Consider the following 21,738-nt stretch of genomic DNA (forward strand, 5'->3'; position numbering starts at 1 on the left):
GCCGGCCAGGGTATGCGGATTTCCTGGAGCGGCACGTGCTGTTGCGCGGCGTGCATGTCGGTCTCGCCGACACCACCCTGTACCCGTGGCCGCGGCAGCGTGATCTTCACGGCATTGACGAGGTCGAAGAAGCCGAAGGTGATGATCGCCTGTGTCGGCACGTTGTAGAGCTTCGACACCAGCTCCCGGGTGATGACACCGCTCCTTTTAACCGCCTCGTAGTCTGCCTTCGACTTGAAGATGATATCGAGAGTGATCTCGAACGGGCCGGCATTCTTGCTGCGCACGACCTTGGCGATGTCGCGCAGCGGAGTCGGAACGGCTGTCACGAGATCTCCTCATAGCGAATCGGAAACAGGGCGGTCGGGCTGTCGACGGTCATCAGGTGATAGACGTTGAATTCGCAGGCCTGGCCGAGCGGAATCTCGAGCGGCGTGAAAGGCGATGCAAGGTTGCCGGCGGTGGCGATGCGGCCGGGATAGGGCGCATGCATCAGGCTGGTGCGCAGCTTGCCGCAGATCGCGGTCGCGAGCGCCTGGGTCGCCGCGGCAACCTCGACGATGATGCAGAGCTCGTGCGCCGGCACCTTCACAGGCTCGAGGTCGGCCATAACACCGTTCTTCCCGTAGATGTGCGGGATGATGCGGTAGGTCTCCTGCGGCACCTCGCTGAAATAGGCGCGAGCCTGGGCAATTACCCTGTCGAGGATCGAATCAATCTGACTGATGAAGATCGGATCGCGGGCGCCGGCGATGAAGATGCTGCGCCAGCCCGCGGTCCTGGCGCCTTCGAGCTTCACGGTATAGCGCGTGCCCGGGGCGAAGCGACTGCCGGAAACGCGCACCCGACGGTCGGTCACTTGCTCGTAGCGGCAGTTCGAGAGATCGAGCGTGCCGCCGGGCCCCGCGAGCAGGAACGGATGGGATTTTTCGTACAGCGTATGGGCCGCCACCGACGTGGTGGTGCAGCGTTCCGCTGGATTGAGGGGCTCGATCTCGAAATGGTCCCGGCGCAGATAGCCGATGACACTGCGCCCCGCTGGCTCGGCGCATAACGCCCCGCATTCCATGATCTTGCCCATGTGCCAGGCGAGTGCCGGATCGAAACCGGCGCGGATCGCTATGGCGGCTGTCGGCGAGGGGTCGTAAGCGCGGCCGCCCACGATCACGTCGACTTCGTCGCTGTCGAGCGCCTTCTGGAACGGCTCGGCGCCCATCTGTGCGACCACGACCGTCGCGGCCTCGATCTCGCGCGGATCGAGTGGCGGCACCGGACCCAGCGGCTCGATCCGGCCTGCTTTCAGCTCGCGGCGGAGGTGATCCTTGTCGATGTCGGCATGGATCATAGCCAGCCTGAAATGCCAGCCGCGCTTGCGGGCGATCTGCGCGATCATGTCGCGAAAGGCGTCGACATGGAGGTTGCTGCCGTCGCCGCCGGCCGAAGAAACAAGGAGCGGCACCTTGGCCTCGTGCTGCGCGCCGAGCAGCACCTCGAGGTCTTTGAGGTAGGCCTCACGGCTGCAGGTCATCTCGCCGAGGCCGAGCTTCTGCGGGCCCGAATCGGTCGAGCCGGAATCGATGGTGATGGCGTGCGGCTGCTGCGCCAGGCCGAGCTTGAGATGATCGATCGGGAAGCCGTAGCCCAGCATGCCCGACGGGGTCAGGATGCGGATCTCGTCGTTGGTCGGCGCCGGCATGGCGTGCCTTCGGTGGTGGAGGACGACATCGCTTTTGAGGCTGGGGCCCCGCGTACGCAAGCCCTGAAAGGCTTGGAGGGCATCGACGGAAGATCGTAGGCTCCCAGGCCATGGCCGAGGCGGAAATCCGCAAGATCATCCATCTCGATATGGATGCGTTCTACGCCTCCGTGGAGCAGCGCGACGATCCGGCGTTGCGCGGCAGGCCGGTCGCCGTCGGCGGCAGTCGCGAGCGCGGCGTGGTAATGGCGGCAAGCTACGAGGCGCGTCGGTTCGGCGTGCGTTCGGCCATGCCGTCAGCGACGGCGCGCCGGCTGTGCCCGGAGCTCCTGTTCGTGAAGCCGCGCTTCGATGTCTACAAAGAGGTGTCGCACCAGATCCGTGCCATTTTTCTGGAATACACGCCGCTCGTGGAGCCGCTGTCGCTGGACGAGGCCTACCTGGATGTCACGACCAACCTCAAGAACATGCCGCTCGCCTCGGACATCGCGCGCGAGATCCGGGCCCGCATCGTGGAAGAGACGGGGCTCACCGCGTCGGCCGGCATCTCCTACAACAAGTTCCTGGCCAAGCTCGCGTCCGACCATCGCAAGCCCAATGGCCAGTTCGTGATTCGCCCCGAAAAGGGACCAGCCTTCGTCGAAGGCCTGCCGGTCGGCAAGTTCCACGGCGTCGGCCCCGCGACCGAGGCCAAGATGAAGCGCCTCGGCATCCATACCGGCGCCGATCTCAGGGCCCAGTCGCTCGAGTTCCTGCAGCAGTATTTCGGCAAGTCTGGCAGCTATTACCATGCCATCGCCCGTGCCCGGGACGACCGCCGGGTCGTGCCCGACCGGCCGCGCAAGTCGGTCGGCTCGGAGACGACGTTTGCGCAGGATCTCGGCCGGCCGGTCGACATCGAGGAGGGTGTGCTGTCGGTATTGGACGACGTCTGGAGCTACTGTGAGCGCACAGGGGTGGCCGGCCGGACCGTCACGGTCAAGGTCAAGTATGCCGACTTCCAGATCGTCACGCGCAGCCGCACCCTGCCGGCGCCGGTCGGCAGCCGCGCCGAACTCGAGCGTGCGAGCGTGGAACTGGTGCGCACGATCTTTCCCCTCGAGAAGAGGGTACGCCTGCTGGGCGTGTCGCTTTCGAACATGGCGGCGCGCAGCGAGCCCGTTCCGCCCCAATTGACCCTGGGCCTTTAGGACGGCGGCGGGGATGATCGACAAGCTCGAATATCTGCTGGCCCTGGCTCGTGAACGCAACTTCGGCAGGGCGGCCGAGCAATGCGGCGTCACGCAGCCGACCTTTTCCGCCGGTATCAAACAGCTCGAGGACACGCTGGGCGTCATGCTGGTGCTGCGAACCTCCCGCTTCCTGGGTTTCACCGCGGAAGGCGAACGGGTCCTCGACTGGGCCCGAGGCATCGTCGGCGATGCCCGGGCCATGCGCCAGGAGGTGCAGACGCTGAAGAAGGGCCTCAGCGGTCATCTCAAGATCGCGGCGGTCCCCACGGCACTCGCCATGGTCTCGGCCCTGACCACGCCCTATCGCGCGCGCCATCCGAACGTGAAGTTCACCGTCCTGTCGCGCACATCGATCGAGGTCCTGTCGATGCTCGACAACCTCGAAGTCGATGCGGGCGTAACCTACATCGACAACGAGCCGCTTGGCCGCATGCGGGCCGTGCCCCTCTACAACGAACAATATCGCTTGCTCACCTCGGCCGAGAGCCCGCTTGGCAACCACGACCGCGTCACGTGGGCCGAGGTCGCCAGGATTCCGCTCTGCCTCCTGACCCCCGACATGCAGAACCGCCGCATCATCGATCAGCTGCTGCATTCGGCCGGCGGCGCGGCCGAGCCCACGCTCGAATCGAACTCGATGATCGTCCTCTTCTCTCATGTCCGGACGGGTCGCTGGGCAAGCGTCATGCCGGAGAAGCTCGCCGAGACGCTGGGGCTCACGGAACGATTGCGCTCGATCCCCATTATCGAACCGGAGGCGGTTCACCAGATCGGATTGGTCGTGCCGCCGCGGGAGCCAATGACTACCCTGGTTTCGGCTTTGGTCGCGCAAGCGCGGTCGCTGGCGAAGGAATTGGCCTGATCCCCAGATCTTGATGGCCGTGGGTCCTCAACTACGACATCTGGTATTAGACTATAGTCTAGGGTGTACCTATTCGGATGTATCAATAGAATTGTTCTATCGCAGCATCAGACGTCTTTATTGAGAACATTCGTCCAGGACGTTCATTGTCACAGACGCCGCTTGGGACGGCCCACGTAGAACAGATCGTTTTGGGGACGGAGCAGGCCGATGGCGTCGGCATGGAGCGAGAAGCAGGCCTTGGAGATCGTCCGTCGCCATGACGGCCGCGAGGGCGCGCTGTTGCCGATCCTCCACGATGTACAATCCGCTTTTGGCTGCGTGCCGACCGAGGCTGTCAGGCTCATTGCCGCCGAGTTGAACCTCACCCGCGCTGAAGTTCACGGCGTGATGTCGTTCTATCACGACTTCCGCCAGCAGCCTGCCGGCCGCCACATGCTGAAGCTGTGCCGTGCCGAAGCCTGCCAGTCGATGAACGGCGAGGCCTTGGCCGAACGGGTGCTCAAGCGCTTCGGCGTCACCTGGGGTGAGACTACGGCCGACGGAGCGCTCACGGTCGAGGCCACGTATTGCCTCGGGCTGTGCGCCTGCGCTCCGTCGGGGATGCTCGACGGCGAGCCGATGGCGCGCCTCGATCAGGCGTCGATCGACGCGATCGCGCTCGAGGTCGGGCGATGACGATGCGCCTGTTCGTGCCGCGCGACGCCGCCGCCCGTGCAGTAGGGGCGGATCGCGTGGCGACGGCCATCGGGACGGAGGCCGGGCGCCTGGGGCGAGCCATCGAGATCGTGCGCACGGGTTCGCGCGGGCTCTTCTGGCTCGAGCCGATGATCGAGGTCGAGACAGCGGCTGGCCGAATCGCGTTCGGCCCGGTCGCCCCGAGCGATGTGCCGACCCTCTTCGCCGGCGATTTCAGCGCCGGCCACCCCTTGTATCTCGGACATCCGGAAGAGCTTTCGTTTCTGAGGCGCCAGACCCGCATCACCTTCGCACGCTGCGGCATCATCGATCCGCTGTCACCGAGCGACTACCGCGCCCATGGCGGTGGACGCGGGCTGGAGCGCGCCAAGAGCCTGGGCGCGGGGAAGACGATCGAAGAGGTCACGAAGTCGGGCCTCCGCGGCCGCGGCGGCGCGGGGTTCCCGACTGGCATCAAATGGAAGACCGTGGCCGATACGCCGGCGGACCGGAAATACGTCGTCTGCAACGCCGACGAGGGCGATTCGGGCACCTATGCCGATCGCATGATCATGGAGGGCGATCCCTTCCTGCTGATCGAAGGCATGGTGATCGCGGGCTTCGCGGTCGGCGCGACCAAGGGCTACATCTACATCCGCTCCGAATACCCCGACGCGATCCGTGTCATGGAACGCGCCATCGTGCTCGCCGAGGTCGATGGCCTGTTGGGCGCGGAAGCGAAGTTCGATATCGAAGTCCGGGTCGGGGCGGGTGCCTATGTGTGCGGCGAGGAGACGTCGCTCCTGGACAGCCTCGAGGGCAAGCGCGGACAGGTGCGCGCCAAGCCGCCGCTGCCCGCTCACAAGGGCCTTTTCGGCAAGCCGACCGTCGTCAACAATGCGATCTCGCTCGCCACAGTGCCCGCGATCCTGGCCGATGGAGCCGATGGGTATGCGGCGCTTGGCTTCGGCCGCTCGCGCGGCACGATGCCTATCCAGCTCGCCGGCAACGTCAAACATGCGGGTCTGTTCGAGGCACCGTTCGGACTGAGCCTCGGCGAACTCGTGGACGAGATCGGCGGCGGCACACGCAACGGCCGGCCGATCCGCGCGGTGCAGGCGGGCGGGCCGCTCGGCGCCTATTTCCCGCGTGCCCTGTTCGACACGCCCTACGACTACGAAGCCTATGCCGACCGTGACGGATTGATCGGCCATGGCGGCCTTGTGGTGTTCGACGACTCGGTCGACATGGCGCGCCAGGCGCGCTTCGCCCTCGAATTCTGCGCTCTCGAATCCTGCGGCAAGTGCACGCCCTGCCGACTGGGCTCGGTGCGCGGCATGGAAACGATGGACAGGATCATCCGCGGCGAGCGGCGCGCCGCCAATCTCGCCCTGATCGAGGATCTTTGCCAGACGCTGAAATTCGGCTCGCTCTGCGCGCTGGGCGGCTTCACGCCCTATCCCGTGATGAGCGCCATCAAGCATTTTCCCGAGGACTTCAATCGCCCGCCGATTGCCGCCGCGGCGGCGGACTAGAGGACAGCCATGTCACTCATTGTCGAGACGGACTACGGCACGCCGGCCAGCCATTCCGACGAGCAGGTCACGCTGACGATCGATGGTCGGGCGGTCACCGTGCCTGCCGGGACCTCCATCATGCGTGCCGCCGCCGAGGCCGGCGTCGAGATCCCCAAGCTTTGCGCCACCGATTCGTTGGAGGCGTTCGGTTCTTGTCGCCTGTGCCTGGTCGAAATCGCGGGCCGTGGCGGCACTCCGGCCTCGTGCACGACGCCGGTGGCGGCGGACATGGTGGTGGCGACCCGGACCGAGCGGCTGCAACAGATCAGGCGCGGCGTGATGGAACTTTATCTCTCGGACCATCCGACCGGATCCGCCGACGGTGACTTGCAGGAGACGGCCAATGCAGTCGGCCTCGGCGAGGTACGATACGGCCACGAGGGTGCCAACCACCTCCTGGAGGCAAAAGACGAGTCGAACCCCTATTTCGTGTTCGACCCGGCCAAGTGCATCGTCTGCTCGCGTTGCGTACGGGCCTGCGACGAGGTCCAGAACACGTTCGCTCTGACCATCCAGGGCCGTGGCTTCGCCTCCAAGGTCGCTGCCGGTGCGCTCGGCGACGATTTCCTGAGCTCCGAATGCGTCTCCTGCGGCGCCTGCGTGCAGGCCTGTCCGACGGACGCGCTGATCGAGAAATCGGTCATCGAGCAGGGCCGACCCGAGCGTTCGGTGGTGACGACGTGTGCCTATTGCGGGGTCGGCTGCAGCTTCAAGGCGGAGATGCGCGGCGAGGAGCTGGTGCGCATGGTGCCCTACAAGGGCGGCATGGCCAACCATGGCCATTCCTGCGTCAAGGGCCGCTTCGCCTGGGGCTATGCCAACCATCGCGAACGAATCCTGAAGCCGATGATGCGCGAGAGCATCGACCAGCCGTGGCGCGAGGTCAGTTGGGACGTCGCGATCGAACGCGTCGCCACCGAGTTCAAGCGCCTCCAGCAGCAGCACGGCCGCCTCGCGATTGGCGGCATCACCTCCTCGCGCTGCACCAACGAGGAGACGTATCTGGTGCAGAAGCTGGTCCGCGGCGGCTTCGGCAACAACAACGTCGATACCTGCGCGCGCGTCTGCCACTCGCCGACCGGCTACGGCCTCAAGACGACCTTCGGCACTTCGGCCGGCACGCAGGACTTCGATTCTGTCGAACAGAGCGACGTCATCCTGGTGATCGGTGCCAATCCGACCGACGCCCATCCCGTCTTCGCCTCGCGCATGAAGAAGCGGCTTCGTCAGGGTGCGCGGCTGATCGTGATCGATCCGCGCCGCATCGATCTCGTGCGCACGCCGCATGTGAAGGCCGACCATCACCTGGCATTGCGGCCGGGCACGAACGCTGCCGTTCTGAATGCGCTGGCCCATGTGATCGTGACCGAGGGACTGGCCGACGAAGAGTTCGTGCGCCGGTTCTGCGACCGCGACGCCTACGACTACTGGGCCGCGTTCGTGGCCGATCCCAAGAACAGCCCCGAGACCGTCAGCGTGATCTCGGGAGTTCCTGCGGAAGCGATCCGCGAGGCGGCGCGGCTCTACGCCGGCGGCGGCAATGCCGCGATCTACTACGGCCTCGGCGTTACCGAGCACAGCCAGGGCACGACCGCCGTCATGGGGCTCGCCAACCTTGCCATGGCGACCGGCAATATCGGCCGGCCCGGCGTCGGGGTGAATCCGTTGCGCGGCCAGAACAATGTCCAGGGCTCGTGCGACATGGGCTCCTTCCCGCACGAGCTCACCGGCTACCGGCATATCTCCGACGATGCCATGCGCGGCAGCTTCGAGGCGCTGTGGGGCCGCAAGCTCGATGCCGAACCCGGGCTGCGCATCCCCAACATGTTCGATGCGGCCGTCGAGGGTACCTTCAAGGGCCTGTACGTGCAGGGCGAGGACATCCTGCAGTCCGATCCGGACACCAAGCATGTCGCCGCCGCGCTCGCTGCGATGGAATGTGTCGTGGTGCAGGACCTGTTCCTGAACGAGACGGCGAACTACGCGCACGTCTTCCTGCCTGGCTCGACCTTCCTCGAGAAGGACGGCACGTTCACGAACGCCGAACGGCGCATCAACCGCGTACGCAAGGTCATGGACCCGAAGAACGGCATGGCCGACTGGGAGATCACCCTCGCCATCTCGAAGGCGATGGGCTTCGAGATGCACTACGGCCATCCGTCCGAGGTCATGGACGAGATCGCCCGGCTCACCCCGACTTTCGCCGGTGTTTCCTTCGATCTGATCGATCGGCTCGGCTCCGTCCAGTGGCCGTGCAACGAGAAGGCGCCGGAAGGCACGCCGGTCATGCATATCGGCGGGTTCGTCCGTGGCAAGGGCAACTTCATGGTCACCGAGTACGTGGCGACCGACGAGCGCACCGGTCCGCGCTTCCCGCTCCTCCTCACCACCGGCCGCATCCTCAGCCAATACAATGTCGGCGCCCAGACGCGGCGCACCGACAACGTCGTGTGGCATCACGAGGATGTGCTGGAGATCCATCCCCACGATGCCGAGCAGCGCGGCGTGCGCGAGGGCGACTGGGTCAGGCTCGAAAGTCGCATCAGCGGCACGACGCTCAGGGCACGCATCACGGACCGTGTCGCGCCGGGCGTGGTCTACACAACCTTCCATCACCCCGAGACCCAGGCCAACGTCGTCACCACGGAATATTCCGACTGGGCCACCAATTGCCCGGAATACAAGGTCACCGCGGTGCAGGTTTCGCCCTCCAATGGCCCGAGCGACTGGCAGCGCGAGTACGAGCAGCAGGCTCGCCACAGCCGCCGCATCGCCAAAGTGGCGGCAGAATAGGCCATGTCCGACGACAAGCTCGTGATGATGGCCAACCAGATCGGCAAGTTCTTTATGCCGCAGCGGGGAGCCGATCCGGTCGCCGCCATCGCCGATCATCTTAAGAAGTTCTGGGATCCACGCATGCGCGCCGCAATCGTCGCGCATCTGGAGAAGGGTGGAGCGGGTCTCGACGATTCCGTCCGCCAGGCCGTCCGCCGGCTCAAGGAGGCGGGAGCACATAAGTAAGCAACGAACGAACCGATCTGGGAGAAGCGGGAATGACAGTCGTCGAAAGAGCGATGGCCGCAAGGCCGTCGAGCCTGAGAGTGTGTCCTCCATCCAATCGCAGAGGAGACTGCCCATGAGCTTTCTCGACCGTGAGCGGACCGTCGCCAGACCCGGCTTCAGCCGGTGGCTGGTGCCACCGGCGGCCCTGTGCATCCATCTGTGTATCGGCCAGGCCTATGCCTTCAGCGTCTTCAACCTGCCGATGACCAAGCTGATCGGCATCAGCAAGTCTGCGCCCGACGATTGGAAGCTCACCGAACTCGGCTGGATCTTCTCGATCGCCATCGTCTTTCTCGGACTCTCGGCGGCGGTATTCGGGCGGTGGGTCGAAGACGGCGGGCCCCGCCGCGCCATGTTCACGGCTGGCCTGTGCTGGAGCGTCGGCTTCCTGCTGTCGGCGGTGGGTGTGTACGCCCACCAGCTCTGGCTGATCTATCTGGGCTATGGCGTGCTCGGCGGCATCGGCCTTGGCATCGGCTATATCTCGCCCGTGTCGACGCTGATCAAATGGTTCCCCGACCGGCCCGGCATGGCCACCGGCATGGCGATCATGGGCTTCGGCGGCGGTGCCTTCATAGCCTCGCCCCTGTCGGTCTGGCTGATGCAGAAGTTCTCGACCCCGACCCATGTCGGCGTCGCCGAGACGTTCATCGCGTTGGGCTGCATCTACTTCGTCTTCACGATGGTCGGCGCGGCCATCGTGCGTGTGCCCGCGCCGGGCTGGCTGCCGGCCGGCTACACGCCGCCGGCCGTGGCGCAGAAGCTCATCACCAAGAACGATGTCTATGTCTACGATGCGCTGAAGACACCCCAGTTCTGGCTGATCTGGTGGGTGCTTTGCCTCAACGTGACAGCCGGCATCGGCGTTCTCGGCCAGGCCTCCGCCATGAGCCAGGAGATGTTTCCGGGCCGGGTTACGCCGGTCGCGGCGGCGGGCTTCGTCGGGCTTATCAGCCTGTTCAATATGCTCGGCCGCTTCTTCTGGGCCTCGACCTCCGACCTGATCGGTCGCAAGAACACCTACTACTGCTTCTTCGTGATCGGGACGGTGCTCTACATCCTCGTGCCGCACACGGGGGCGATCGGCAGCGTGACGCTGTTCGTGCTCTGCTTCGTGGTCATCATCAGCATGTACGGCGGAGGCTTCTCCACCGTGCCTGCCTACCTCAAGGACATGTTTGGCACGCGCTATGTCGGGGCCATCCACGGCATGCTGCTCACCGCCTGGTCGGCGGCGGGCATCTTCGGCCCGGTGCTGGTGAACTACATCCGCCAGTACCAGATCGACAGTGGAGTGCCGAAGGCGCAGGCCTACAACACGACCATGTACATCATGGCCGGCCTGCTGGTGATCGGCTTCATCTGCAACGCGCTGGTGAGAGCCGTGCACGATCGCTATCACATGAAGTCGGAACAGGAATCCGCCCAGGCGTCCGTCGCCGGCGCGCGGGCCTAGAGGGAGGCGTCCTATGAGCAACGCGAACGAAAACGGCGCCACCACGCTGTACCTGGTGCTGGCCTGGGGTTTCGTCGGCATTCCCCTCGTCTGGGGGGTCTTGAAGACGCTCGAGAACGCGATGAAACTCTTTCAATAGTCAAGTCGAACCCCGGCGGCGCGCTCGCCGGGGTTCTTCTTTCAGCCGGCGATCTCGTTCGCCATCCGCTTGACCAGGGTCGCGTCGGGAAGCGAGCCGACCCCGGCGTGCGCATTGTCGCGCATATGATCGGGTTTGCTGGTGCCTGGGATGACGCAGGTCACCGCCGGATTGGCGAGCACGAACTTCAACAGGATCTGTGCCCAGCTCGTGCAGCCGATCTCGCCGGCCCAGTCGGGCAGCTTCCGTCCCGAAAGCTTGCGCAGCAGCCCGCCGCCGCCGAACGGCTGGTTGATCATCACGGCGATGCCGTTGTCGCGTGCAAAGGGCAGCAGCCGCCGCTCGGCATGGCGATCGTCGATCGCATAATCGATCTGCAGGAAGTCGAGCCTGGCGCGCTGCAGGACGGCCAGCACCGTGTCGTGCGCGCCCTCGGTGTAGTGGGTGACGCCGATCAACCGGATGCGGCCGGCCTTCTTCCAGTCCTGCAGGGTCGGCAGATGAGTCTGCCAGTCGACCAGGTTGTGGATCTGCATCAGATCGATCCGTTCGGTGCGCAACAGCCTCATCGATCGCTGCATCTGGTCGATGCCCGCTTGCCGGCCGGTAGTCCAGACCTTGGTGGCGAGGAACGCCCTGTCGCGACTGTCGGACTGGGCCAGCAGGTCGCCCACGACACCCTCGGCTCGGCCGTACATCGGCGAACTGTCGATCGCCGAGCCGCCTGAATCGAACAATACGCGAAGCACGTCGCCGAGCGGCACCCGTTCGGCGGCGCCCGGGCCGACATCGAAGGTCTGCCACGTGCCGCAACCGACAACGGGAAGTTCCTCGCCCGTGGAGGGGATCTTGCGTCGTTGCATGCGGACTCCTGTCTGCGCGGCGGCGGTGCTGAGGACGGCCGCGGCGCCGGCGAACTGGAGGAAGGCTGCGCGCGTCAGAGGCATCTGGGCTACAAGGCGGCGAACTGGAAGACGTTGCCGAGTTTTCGACAGTCGATGCGGCGGCCGTTGACCGTAACCCGCGGCGGCGCATCGAGGCCAGCGACGCTGAACGTTTGTGCGAAGTCCTGAGGTCGCTGGTCAGCCTTCAAGGTGTGAGCGATGTCGAATTCATGGAGCCAGGGCCGATACTCCGCGCGCAACAGGCCGACCCTGCCGTCAGCCTGCAAGGTGACCCCGTCGCGCGTCGAAAGGGCAAAGGCCTGCGGATCGGGCAGCGGATTGTAGCCGACCACGGCGCCGCTCATCGGATCGCTGAGAAGATATGATTTGCGGCCCGGCTCGGTCGTGAGCCGGGCGCCGTTCTTTTCCAGACGCCCGGTCGTCCCTTGCTGGGCCCAAGTCGTGTCGCGTTCGAGGCCGGCCGGCAGATAGGGCCATGTGCCGTTCAGCCGGCGGTAGGGAATGGCCTGCCTTTGCTGGCCAGGATCGACCACGAAATGACGTTCGGCGGGTTGCGCGAAGTCGGTGCCGAAGCCCGCTTCCATCAAATCGCCGCCGCTGCGGTACGACACCTCCATGACCCGACGCTCGTGGTGCCAGGCCGTAGCGAGCTCGTTGGGCTCCATGTGTCTGGCAAAGGCTTCGAAGCTGCCATGCTGGTCGGCATCGCCCATTTCAAGCACGAAGCCGCCATAGGTGCGTGTCGTGATCACGTCGAGGTCGAGTTCGGAGATGGCAACGGGCCTGTCGCGCTTCAGATTGAAGATCGAGATGATCAGTGCGGGCGCGATATCGGCCTGCGTCGGATCGGCCTTGCCATCGCCACCAGGCCCGATCTCGATCTCGGCGTCGCGGCCGAGATCGGCCGCCGGCAGGGGCAGGATGGCGAGATAGGCGACCCCATCACGGATCAGGATCCGCTGCTTGCCGGTCAGCCGCGCAGGAAACGAGTCGAGTCTGCGATTGTCGGCATAGACCTCCCAGTCCTTCGTCGCAGCGAAGTTCCAGAGCCCGATCACCGTCGCCAGCCGCGACAGTCCCTCCTTGTCGATCGCCGCTGTCAGCCGATCGCGGTTGGTATGCGGCTTGGCAAACACGATGGCGCGATTGCGACTCTGGTAGGTGAGAGTCAGGCCGGCCTGCCGGAGAACCCCTTCATGCGTGGTCGCGAGGTCGGGCTGGTTCGCCGCATAGAGCACCGTCAGCGTGCCGAGATCCTCCAGCGTTGTCGATCTTCGGGGCGTACGTACCCATTGGCCGAGGACATCGATCGTCCCGCCGCGGATGTCCGTGCTGGCAAGCCCGTGCCAGCGGCCCAGGAAGCTGCGCCGCCACAACGGCGGCTCGAACAGACGGCGATTCGTGTCGGCCGACGTTTCCTCGAACGGCACGGGTTTGTCATCGACCAGGCCCGCAACCCAGAAGGGCGCCCATGGTTGATGCAGGCTCTGCATCGCCACGCGGCCGGGCGGAACGTCGTAGCCCCAGACAGGCATGCCCCGGACCTTTGCATCCGCCGGGCGCTCGGCATACTTCACTGCGCCTTCCTTCGAGACCGCGTGCAGCGCGCCATAGATGCCGTCCTGTTCGACGAGCACGCCCGAGAGCCGTGCGCGATTGGACGACGACACGCAGCGACGCAAGGCCGGGTGGTAGAGCGTGATCAGCATCTCCATGGTGCGGTCCACCAGAATGCGGCCCATCAGCCGATCCATGGCGGTGGGCGCGAAGTCGGCGAACATCTTCTGCCCGCTGAGGGTGATCGAAAGATAGTAGTGGTCGAGGATCTCCTGCGTGCTGCCGTCCAGGAAGCCCCAGAAGCGCAGCAACAGCGTCTCGAGTCCATGGCGGCCGTCAGCCATCGCATGCGCCGAATCGATCACGGCGCCGCCCAGCAGCGCCCCCATCGCCGCGGTGTGATTGAAGTTCTGGGTGCTGACCGCGAAGTTGTAGCCGTCGCGGAAGAACGAGGCGCGGCCCCGCCAGTCGTGATTGCGCTTCCAGTAGTCGAGTGCATTTGCGCTCTGGGGATGAACGAACGCGTCGGTCGGCAGGTCGGGCTGCAGCCAGGCCTGCCAGTACGCTTTCAGGTGATCCTGCACCGGTGCAGGCAGCAGGTCGCGCAACAGGTACCAGATCAGGAGATAGTCCTCGATCTCCCATCCCACCCAGTAGCGCGGCGGCATGGCCATCAGCAGGCGGAGGCGATCGAGATAGTCCTTGTAGCCCTCGCCATCCCGCGTATTGGCAAGAGGGGTCACATTGTCCCCGCCGACGCGGCGCAGCTCGGCGACATGCCTGATCTGCCAATCCGGACGGTCGCCTCGAACTTGAGCGGCAGCTCTGCCGCGTTCGGCCACCTGCTCCGCCGTCGGCATGACGGCACTGGGCTGCGAGTGGTCCGGTTTGCCGGCCTCCCGTGTCGTCTTGAAGGGAGGGGGAACGACGAGCGAGACGGCGCCATTCGTTCGCCGACCGGTAACGATCAGATGCGGCGCCGTGAAGGTCAGCCCATGGCCGCCTGTGGGCATCGCCCATTCATAGGCATTGCCTGCTTCGCGATAGCGCGAGTCGTAGGTCTCGACCTTGCGCAGGAGGAGGCCGCGGTCCTCGAGCCAGCGCAACCGCGCGCCGACGTCGCGCTCGATGACGGCGGTCGCGAGCAACCGCGTGATGTCGAAGCGTGCCTCGCGGACATAGATCGAAAGCTCCTGCGGCTCGACGACGCCGAACACGCGGTCGTGCTCGTCGTCCGTGGCGCCGAAACGGCGCCAATAGCGCAAGCCGTTCGCGCTGGCGTTGAAGGTGGGTCCGCGATCGCGATCGGCAATCCAGGCCTGGCGCAGCGGAAAGGCCGCGACATGCCAGCTCGGCGGATTGTCGCTCCAGATCTGACGTCCCAGCTGGTCGCGGCAGGTATAGCCCTCCGGCACGATCTCGTAGCCGCCATAACCGAGCGACAGCTCGGCATGGATCAGGATTCGACCGGCGCGCAGGAAAGCACCGATGTCGTCGCCGGCGGTCGGGAAACGCAGCAGCACGGAGCGATGGACCGCATCGAAAGTGTTGCCGCCGACGATCGGCGTGTCCCAGTGCCGGCCGTCTATAGTCGCCGTCTCGGCGATGGTGATGTCGAGCCTGTCCTCGCGCATCTGTGCTCGCACCGCCGCAGGACTTGTTGCGAGGGCGGTCCCCGCCGCCAGCACGCGGCGTCTATGGAGGGAGAAGGACATGCGACGCCGCCATGTTACGCTCTGCACCAGGAGGTAACACGATGATCGAGCGCAAACAGCGTCTTTCGATGCGCGATCTTTCGACCTTGGCGCCAGAGGATCGCGAGGCGATCGAGAAGAACACCATGGGCGGCCGTATCTTCAACGTCTTCAGGGTCCTTGCGCACCACCCCAAGCTGGTGAAGCGGTGGACGCCTTTTGCCGGGCACATTCTCAGCAAGCAGACGCTGCCGTTCCGCGACCGCGAGCTCCTGATCCTGCGGATCGGCTGGCTGAACCAGGCCGCGTACGAGTTCGCGCAACACGAACTGATCGCCCGGCGCGGCGGGCTGAGCGATGCCGATGTCGCCCGGATCAAGGAAGGGCCGAGGGCGGCTGGCTGGAGCGAGAAGGAGGCCGCGCTGATCCAGGCGGTCGACGATCTTTATGAGAATTCCGTCGTTTCCGACGCGACCTGGGCCATTCTCGCCGGGAGCTACTCCTCCGAGCAGCTCATCGACGCCGTGTTCACCGTCGGCCAGTACAACCTCGTCTCCTGGGCACTCAACAGCTTCGGCGTCCCGCTCGACGACTTCCTTCCGGCGGCGAAGGCAAAGGCGTAGAAGCTCACGCCTTCCCGCTGACGCCCGCCTCGGCGAAGGTGGCCATGCCGTTGTGGCAGGCGGCCGCCGCCTTGAGGATCGGCACGGCGAGCGCTGCTGCTGAAGCCTCGCCCAGCCGCATATCCAGTTCGAGCAGTGGCCGCTGGCCGATGGCCGCAAGCAGGCGCCCATGGCCGGGTTCGGCGGAGCGATGGGCGACCCGGCAGTGGTCGAGCGCCCGGCGGTCCAGGGCAAAGAGCACCGCGGCCGCGGCAGTGCAGGCATAACCGTCGAGAAGTACCGGGATGCGGCCGACGCGGGCGGCCAGCACCGCGCCGGCAAGGGCCGCGAATTCCTCGCCGCCGAGCGTGGCCAGAAGCGCCAGCGGATCGTGCTCGTCGATCGTCCGCTTGTGGCGGACGAGCGCTTCGTCGATCACCGCGATCTTGTGCGCGAGCGCCGACCCGCTCACCCCGGTACCGGGGCCTGCCCAGTCGCCGCCCGTTCCACCGAACAGCGCGGCGCAGAGTGCCGCGGCGCTGGTCGTGTTGGCGATGCCCATTTCGCCGAGGCAGAGCACGTCGATGCCGGGCTCGGCCGCCATCATGCCGTACGCCATCGCCTTGGCCGCGCGCGCCGCGCTCATCGCGGGCGCCTGGGTGAAATCCTCGGTGGGATGATCGAGATCGAGCTCGTAGATGCGCAAATCGGCATCGATGGCGGCGGAGAGCTGATTGATGGCGGCGCCGCCTTTCAGGAAATTGTGCACCATCTGCTGCGTGACTTCCGGCGGGTAGGCGGAGACGCCGCGACGCGCGACGCCATGCGCTCCGGCAAAGACGGCGATACGTGGCCGCTCGATGCGGGGATGGGCGCGGCCCTGCCAGCAGCCCAGCCATTCCGCGATCTCCTCCAGCCGGCCGAGCGATCCGGGCGGCTTCGTGAGTTCGGCCTCGCGGCGGACGATCTCGGTCTGTGCCGGGAGATCCGGTCCCGGCAGGTCGCGCAGGATGCGGCGCATTTCCTCGAAAGTGGCGGGGGAGGCGTTCATCAGGGGCGCGGACCATCCTATATTTGATCCGCCATGACCAGCCCCAACGAGTTCCCCGAGCCGGGCTCGCCCGTTCGTCCCTCGTCTTTCGAGGACTGGCTGCAAGCCTTCAAGGAACAGGCATCCTTTTTCACCGGCGTCAGGTTCGATACCGGCGTGCCGCGATGGCCGCTGGCCGAAGTCCTGCCCGTCCTGCCTTTCGTCGGCGCTGCAATCGGCCTCGCCGCCGGATTGGTGTTCGGGATCGTTCGCTCGATCGATGGGCCCGGCTGGCTTGCGGCCGTCCTCGCGGTGGGAACAGCCGTCCTGATCACGCGTGCCCTGCACGAGGACGGCCTTGCCGACACGGCGGACGGGCTGGGACCGCATGCATTGGAGCCGCCGCGGCGACTCGAGATCATGCGCGACAGCCGCAACGGCACGTTTGGCGTGCTGGCGCTGGCGCTCTCGGTGTTGATCAAGGTCGCTTGTCTCGCGCAGTTCGCGGCCGGCACCGGCCTCGTCGTGCTGATTGCCGCACACGCCCTGTCACGCGCTGTGCTGGCGTACCCGCTGCTGGCCTATGCCCCGGTGCACCAGGATGGCCTGGGCGCGCAGGCCGGCAAGCCCACCGACAACGATGTCTGGCTGACGATCGGCATCGGCGCGGTGCTGGCTTTCGTGCTGTTGATCGGCAAAGGGTTCTTTGCCGCGATCCTGGCTCCTATCGCGGCGATTGCCGCGGCGTGGTTCGCCTCGCGCTGGATTGCCGAGCGGATCGGCGGCTATACCGGCGATACGCTGGGCGCCGTCCAGCAAAAGGCAGAACTCGTATTTCTGGTGGTGGCGGCGCTCCTCATCGCCCACTAAGAAGGCGACCGACCGAGGACAGCATCGAGGAGCAGCCATGGCAACGGGAGCCAAGATTACCGGATCGATCACGCGCTGGTGGTGGGTCCGCCACGCGCCGGTCCCCAATCCCGAACGCCGCTGCTACGGACAGACCGACAAGGATTGCGATGTGAGCAACGAAGCGCTGTTCAAGCATCAGGCGTCGCTCCTGCCGAAGGGGGCCGTCTGGTACTCGTCGAATCTGCTGCGGGCGCGCAAGACGGCCGAATGCCTCGGCGCGTTCGGCGCCGAGTTCGGCGAGGTGCTGATCGATCCGGCCTTCGCCGAGCAGCACTTCGGCTCGTGGCAAGGCCTGACCTACGCCGAGATCGCCGAGAAGCACGGCAACAACCACCTGTTCTGGCTCGGACCGCCGGAGCTGCGGCCGCCCGGCGGCGAGAGCTTCATCGACTTGCGCGAACGCACGGTGCGCAGCATCGAGCTTCTCACCGAGAAGTATCGCGGGCGCGATATCGTGGCGACGGCGCACGGCGGCACGATCCGGGCCGCCCTTGCCCATGCCTTCAACATGCATCCCGAGGCGGCCGTCCGGTTCGAGATCGAGAACGTCTCGATCACCCTGATCGAGCATTTCGAGCAGGCCGACCCGGCCCATGCCTGGCGCGTCGTCTTCACCAACTACATGCCGCGCCAGGTGGTGAAGGCGCACGCCGCCGAGAGCAAGGCATGAAGACGCGCGATGAACTGGCGGCCGAGCAGGCGGCCTTCTGGAATGGACCGGGCGGCCAAACATGGCTCGCGTCCTATGAGCGCATCCAGCGGAGCATAGCGGGCTTCAGCGCCGACGTGCTCGCCGCTGCCGCGGCGCGGCCCGGCGAGCAGGTCCTCGATGTCGGCTGCGGCACGGGCGAGACGACTGCGGAACTTGCGCACGCGGTTGGCGCAGCCGGACGTGTGCTGGGCGTGGACATTTCCGAAGTCCTGGTCTCGGCGGCGCGCGCGCAAGATTTGCCGAACGCGGTGTTCGAGGTTGGCGATGCGGCGGCTTTCTCGTTCGAAAGTTCGGCGCTCGATCTCGTCTTCTCACGTTTCGGCGTGATGTTTTTCGCCGCGCCGGTACCGGCTTTTCGCAATCTTCGTCGCGCGCTCAAGCCATCGGGCCGTCTGGTATTCCTCTGCTGGCGCAGGCCCCAGGAGAATCCCTGGGCCTTGGTGCCGATGCGCGCCGCCGCACCGTTCCTGCCGCCGATGGAACGGCCCGGTCCCGAAGATCCGGGCCAATATTCCTTTGGCGACAAAGCGCGGGTCGAGCGCATCCTGCGGGAGGCGGGCTTCGCCGATCTTGTCATCCGGCCGCTCGATCGGCCGGTTCTGCTCGGCCCCGACGTTCCTGCGGTGGTCGACAATCTGGGCAAGTTCGGCCCGTTGTCACGCCAATTCGGAGAGGCCGAGCCCGCGCAGGTCGACAAGGCGAAACAGGCCATAGCCGAAGCCCTGCGGCCATATGCGACCGCCGATGGCGTGCGATTGGCCGGCGCGTGCTGGCTGGTGAGCGCACAGCCAGGCTGATGGAGCACACGCTGTCCCTGACGCTGCCGCCGGTCACCCTCGTTCTGGGGGGCGCGCGGTCGGGCAAGAGCACGCACGCCGAGAAGCTGGTGGGCGGAACCTTGTTCGGCGCCACGCCGCGGGCGGCTGTCTATATCGCCACGGCGCAGGCCGGCGACATGGAAATGGCAACCCGGATCATGGCCCACCGGGCCCGGCGCGGTGGGACGTGGACCACGGTCGAGGAACCCTTGAAGCTCGGCGAGGCGATCCAGCGGGCCGCCGGACGCGGCGAGCCGATGCTTGTGGATTGTCTCACCCTATGGCTGTCGAACCTCATGCGGGCCGGCGCGGACATCGATGACACGGTCGACGAACTGGTCCGCAGTCTCGATGGACTTACGTCGCCGGTGGTCTTCGTCAGTAACGAAGTCGGTCTCGGCATCGTGCCCGAGACGGCGCTGGGCCGCTCCTTCCGCGACGCCCAGGGCCGGCTCAACATGCGCATGGCCGAGCGGGCCGACCGCGTCATCCTGATGACGGCGGGCCTGCCTCTGACGCTCAAGGATCGCCCGGTGGGACGCGCCTGAAGGCCGCAATTCCGCCCCGAACCGTGCTATGATCGCGCCGTTGTGGCCCCTCGAGGCGCTTCCCCGGCGTCGGCCGCCAACCAAGGAGCAGATGATGAAGCTCGATCGCCGAACCGTCCTGGTGACGACCGCGGCTGCCTTTGCCGCCCCGTTCGCAGGAGTCACCGCTTCCCGCGCCGATGCCAAACGCCAGTCGCTCGTCGACCAGTGTCTCTCGTCGGCGCAGAAGGTCTTGAGCGGCAAGGATTTCCCCGATGCGCTCAAGAGCATGGCCAATGCCAAGGCCGTGCTGATCATTCCCGAGCTGGTCCAGGGTGGCTTCATCCTCGGCGCCGCCGGCGGCCGCGGCACGCTGCTGGCACGCAACCGGCCGAACGACTGGTCCTATCCCGCCTTCTACGGCATGGGATCGGGCAGCATCGGCCTGCAGATCGGCGGCAAGGTCTCGGAGATCGTGTTCATCATCCTGACCGACAAGGGCCTGCACGCCATCCTGGACCAGAAGTTCAAGTTCGGTGCCGAGGCCGGTGTGACCATGGTAGCCGTCGGCGCTGGCATCGAAGGGGCGACCACGGCCGCCGTGGGCACCGACATCGTGGCTTATGCGAGTTCCAACGGCCTGTTTGCGGGCGCCTCGCTCGAAGGCTCCTATATCGACGCCGACAACGACTGGAACGCCCTCTACTACGGTCCCGGCGCAACCGGCCGGTCGATCGTCATCGACCGGCGCTACACCAATCCGGGGGCCGAGCCGCTGCGCCAGTTCCTGGCGAAGTGGTAGGGCGCCTCGCCGTCAGGCGGCCTTCAGGCCGGCGCCGATGGCGAGCCTGGCTTTCGTCTTGCCCTTGACCTCGTCGACGGTGACCCCGTCGGCGAGCTCACGCAGCGTCACGCCGTCGTTGCCCTTCTTGTCGACGTCGAACACGCCGAGCTCCGTCACCACCATGTCGACCACTCGCCGCCCGGTGAGCGGCAGGGAGCATTGCTGCAGGAGCTTCGACTGACCGTCCTTGGAGACGTGCTCCATGAGGACGATGACGCGCTTGACGCCGGCGACGAGGTCCATCGCGCCGCCCATGCCTTTCACCACCTTGCCGGGGATCATCCAGTTGGCGAGGTCGCCGTTGTCGGCCACTTCCATCGCGCCCAGGATCGAAAGATCGATGTGGCCGCCACGGATCATGGCGAAGCTGTCGGCCGAACTGAAATAGGCTGTGCCCTTCACCTCTGTCACGGTCTGCTTGCCGGCATTGATGATGTCGGGATCGACCTCGTTGTCGAGCGGGAAGGGGCCGACGCCCAGCATGCCGTTCTCGCTCTGCAGCGTGATGTCGACATCTTCCGGCACGTAGTTGGAGACCAGCGTCGGGATGCCGATGCCGAGATTGACGTAGAAGCCGTCCTTCAGTTCCTTGGCGGCGCGCGCCGCCATCTGATCGCGGGTCCAGGCCATGGTCAGGTCTCCTAAGCCTTGCGAATGGTGCGTTGCTCGATCTTCTTGTCGTAGGGCGCACCGCAGATGATGCGCTTCACGAAGATGCCGGGCGTGTGGACGTGGTCGGGATCGATGGCGCCCACCGGCACCAGCTCCTCGACCTCGGCGATGCACATCTTCGCGGCCGTCGCCATCATCGGATTGAAGTTCCGCGCCGCCTTCCGGTAGACGAGGTTGCCCGCGGTGTCGCCCTTCCACGCCTTCACCAGCGCCACGTCGCCGTAGAGGCCGCGTTCCATGACGTATTCGTGGCCGTCGAACACCCTGGTCTCCTTGCCCTTGGCCACCTCGGTGCCGACGCCGGTCTTGGTGTAGAAGGCGGGAATGCCCGCGCCGCCGGCGCGGCAGCGCTCGGCCAGCGTGCCTTGCGGGTTGAACTCGATCTCGAGCTTGCCCTCCAGGTACAGCTTGGCGAAGGTTTTGTTCTCGCCGACGTACGATGAGATCATTCGCTTGACCTGTCCGGTCTCCAGCAGCAGGCCGAGCCCCTCGCCGTCGATGCCGGCATTGTTGCTGACGCAGGTCAAGTTCTTGACCCCGGACTCCTGTACGGCGCGGATCAGCTTGTCGGGAATGCCGACCAGCCCGAAGCCGCCGCACATCAGTGTCATGCCGTCGGTCAGCGTACCCTCGAGCGCCGACTTGGCATCCTTGAAGACCTTGTTCGCCATCACACCCTCATGTTCCTCCCCTTTGCGGAGTCCGCGAAGCGGAGGTGCCGCCGTCATACGGCGACGGAGGGGTCAAGGGCAACAGAGTCAT

21 protein-coding genes are annotated in these 21,738 nt (G+C 65.9%); 14 read left to right on the plus strand and 7 right to left on the minus strand.

The genetic code is table 11. The features are described 5' to 3' along the window. Both VH499_RS20705 and VH499_RS20710 read right to left on the minus strand, forming a co-directional pair. Nucleotides 1-329 (minus strand): DUF4387 domain-containing protein (locus VH499_RS20705; RefSeq protein WP_332054652.1); only part of this gene is annotated, 329 nt, incomplete at its 3' end. Further along, nucleotides 326-1,696: an acyclic terpene utilization AtuA family protein gene (locus VH499_RS20710; protein WP_332054653.1), complete on the minus strand. Its 1,371-nt coding sequence runs from the start codon at nt 1,694-1,696 to the stop codon at nt 326-328. The genes VH499_RS20710 and VH499_RS20705, both read right to left, overlap by 4 nt. A 110-nt stretch (nt 1,697-1,806) precedes the next feature. Between VH499_RS20710 and dinB the strand changes: the two genes are divergently transcribed. From dinB to VH499_RS20750, 8 genes are all read left to right on the plus strand, one after another. Next, on the plus strand, nt 1,807-2,886 hold the full coding sequence (dinB, locus tag VH499_RS20715; RefSeq protein ID WP_332054654.1) for a DNA polymerase IV: 1,080 nt from the start codon (nt 1,807-1,809) through the stop codon (nt 2,884-2,886). Between the two features lie 13 nt (nt 2,887-2,899). After that, nucleotides 2,900-3,790: a LysR family transcriptional regulator gene (locus tag VH499_RS20720; RefSeq protein WP_332054655.1), complete on the plus strand. Its 891-nt coding sequence runs from the start codon at nt 2,900-2,902 to the stop codon at nt 3,788-3,790. A 210-nt stretch (nt 3,791-4,000) separates the two neighbouring features. Beyond that, the gene (locus VH499_RS20725; protein ID WP_332054656.1) at nt 4,001-4,468 is read left to right on the plus strand and encodes a formate dehydrogenase subunit gamma; all 468 of its coding nucleotides are present in this window, start codon (nt 4,001-4,003) and stop codon (nt 4,466-4,468) included. Beyond that, nucleotides 4,465-6,003 carry a formate dehydrogenase beta subunit gene (locus tag VH499_RS20730; RefSeq protein ID WP_332054657.1) on the plus strand — a complete coding sequence of 513 codons (1,539 nt, stop codon included), beginning with the start codon at nt 4,465-4,467 and terminating at the stop codon, nt 6,001-6,003. The genes VH499_RS20725 and VH499_RS20730 overlap by 4 nt, the downstream gene beginning before the upstream one ends. 9 nt (nt 6,004-6,012) lie before the next feature. Then, nucleotides 6,013-8,838, plus strand: a complete 2,826-nt coding sequence (gene fdhF, locus VH499_RS20735; protein ID WP_332054658.1) for a formate dehydrogenase subunit alpha — start codon at nt 6,013-6,015, stop codon at nt 8,836-8,838. A 3-nt stretch (nt 8,839-8,841) separates the two neighbouring features. Next, a complete protein-coding gene (locus VH499_RS20740; RefSeq protein WP_332054659.1) occupies nt 8,842-9,066 on the plus strand; it encodes a formate dehydrogenase subunit delta in 225 nt (74 codons plus the stop codon). Nucleotides 9,067-9,181: 115 nt separating this feature from the next. After that, nucleotides 9,182-10,564, plus strand: coding sequence for an L-lactate MFS transporter (locus VH499_RS20745; protein WP_332054660.1), 1,383 nt, complete (start codon nt 9,182-9,184; stop codon nt 10,562-10,564). 13 nt (nt 10,565-10,577) lie between these two features. After that, complete coding sequence (locus tag VH499_RS20750) at nt 10,578-10,703, plus strand: MFS transporter small subunit (protein ID WP_332054661.1); 126 nt, start codon at nt 10,578-10,580, stop codon at nt 10,701-10,703. A 41-nt stretch (nt 10,704-10,744) separates the two neighbouring features. Here the strand turns inward: VH499_RS20750 and VH499_RS20755 are convergent, their stop codons facing one another. Further along, nucleotides 10,745-11,566 (minus strand): aldo/keto reductase, encoded by an 822-nt coding sequence (locus VH499_RS20755; RefSeq protein WP_332054662.1) that lies wholly within the window; start codon nt 11,564-11,566, stop codon nt 10,745-10,747. An 89-nt stretch (nt 11,567-11,655) separates the two neighbouring features. Beyond that, on the minus strand, nt 11,656-14,880 hold the full coding sequence (locus tag VH499_RS20760; protein ID WP_332054663.1) for a hypothetical protein: 3,225 nt from the start codon (nt 14,878-14,880) through the stop codon (nt 11,656-11,658). 41 nt (nt 14,881-14,921) lie between these two features. Between VH499_RS20760 and VH499_RS20765 the strand changes: the two genes are divergently transcribed. Next, complete coding sequence (locus VH499_RS20765) at nt 14,922-15,482, plus strand: carboxymuconolactone decarboxylase family protein (protein WP_332054664.1); 561 nt, start codon at nt 14,922-14,924, stop codon at nt 15,480-15,482. A gap of 4 nt (nt 15,483-15,486) precedes the next feature. Here the strand turns inward: VH499_RS20765 and cobT are convergent, their stop codons facing one another. Further along, nucleotides 15,487-16,512 carry a nicotinate-nucleotide--dimethylbenzimidazole phosphoribosyltransferase gene (cobT, locus tag VH499_RS20770; protein ID WP_332054665.1) on the minus strand — a complete coding sequence of 342 codons (1,026 nt, stop codon included), beginning with the start codon at nt 16,510-16,512 and terminating at the stop codon, nt 15,487-15,489. Nucleotides 16,513-16,545: 33 nt separating this feature from the next. On the opposite strand from cobT, the gene cobS reads away from it, so the two are divergent. The 5 genes from cobS to VH499_RS20795 all read left to right on the plus strand — a co-directional run bounded on the left by cobS (nt 16,546) and on the right by VH499_RS20795 (nt 20,262). Next, nucleotides 16,546-17,361 carry an adenosylcobinamide-GDP ribazoletransferase gene (cobS, locus tag VH499_RS20775; RefSeq protein WP_332054666.1) on the plus strand — a complete coding sequence of 272 codons (816 nt, stop codon included), beginning with the start codon at nt 16,546-16,548 and terminating at the stop codon, nt 17,359-17,361. Nucleotides 17,362-17,398: 37 nt separating this feature from the next. After that, nucleotides 17,399-18,073: a histidine phosphatase family protein gene (locus VH499_RS20780; RefSeq protein WP_332054667.1), complete on the plus strand. Its 675-nt coding sequence runs from the start codon at nt 17,399-17,401 to the stop codon at nt 18,071-18,073. Continuing rightward, nucleotides 18,070-18,912 carry a class I SAM-dependent methyltransferase gene (locus VH499_RS20785; protein WP_332054668.1) on the plus strand — a complete coding sequence of 281 codons (843 nt, stop codon included), beginning with the start codon at nt 18,070-18,072 and terminating at the stop codon, nt 18,910-18,912. Before VH499_RS20780 ends, VH499_RS20785 begins: the two co-directional genes overlap by 4 nt. Beyond that, on the plus strand, nt 18,912-19,481 hold the full coding sequence (cobU, locus tag VH499_RS20790; protein ID WP_332054669.1) for a bifunctional adenosylcobinamide kinase/adenosylcobinamide-phosphate guanylyltransferase: 570 nt from the start codon (nt 18,912-18,914) through the stop codon (nt 19,479-19,481). Before VH499_RS20785 ends, cobU begins: the two co-directional genes overlap by 1 nt. Nucleotides 19,482-19,575: 94 nt before the next feature. After that, a complete protein-coding gene (locus VH499_RS20795) occupies nt 19,576-20,262 on the plus strand; it encodes a lipid-binding SYLF domain-containing protein (RefSeq protein WP_332054670.1) in 687 nt (228 codons plus the stop codon). 12 nt (nt 20,263-20,274) lie between these two features. On the opposite strand, the gene VH499_RS20800 is transcribed toward VH499_RS20795, so the two are convergent. After that, a complete protein-coding gene (locus tag VH499_RS20800) occupies nt 20,275-20,934 on the minus strand; it encodes a CoA transferase subunit B (protein WP_332054671.1) in 660 nt (219 codons plus the stop codon). Between the two features lie 11 nt (nt 20,935-20,945). Next, nucleotides 20,946-21,647, minus strand: coding sequence for a CoA transferase subunit A (locus VH499_RS20805; RefSeq protein WP_332054672.1), 702 nt, complete (start codon nt 21,645-21,647; stop codon nt 20,946-20,948). Between the last annotated feature and the right edge of the window lie 91 nt (nt 21,648-21,738).

The organism is Reyranella sp., from assembly GCF_036558665.1.
In the GTDB taxonomy this organism is placed as follows: Bacteria; Pseudomonadota; Alphaproteobacteria; order Reyranellales; family Reyranellaceae; genus Reyranella.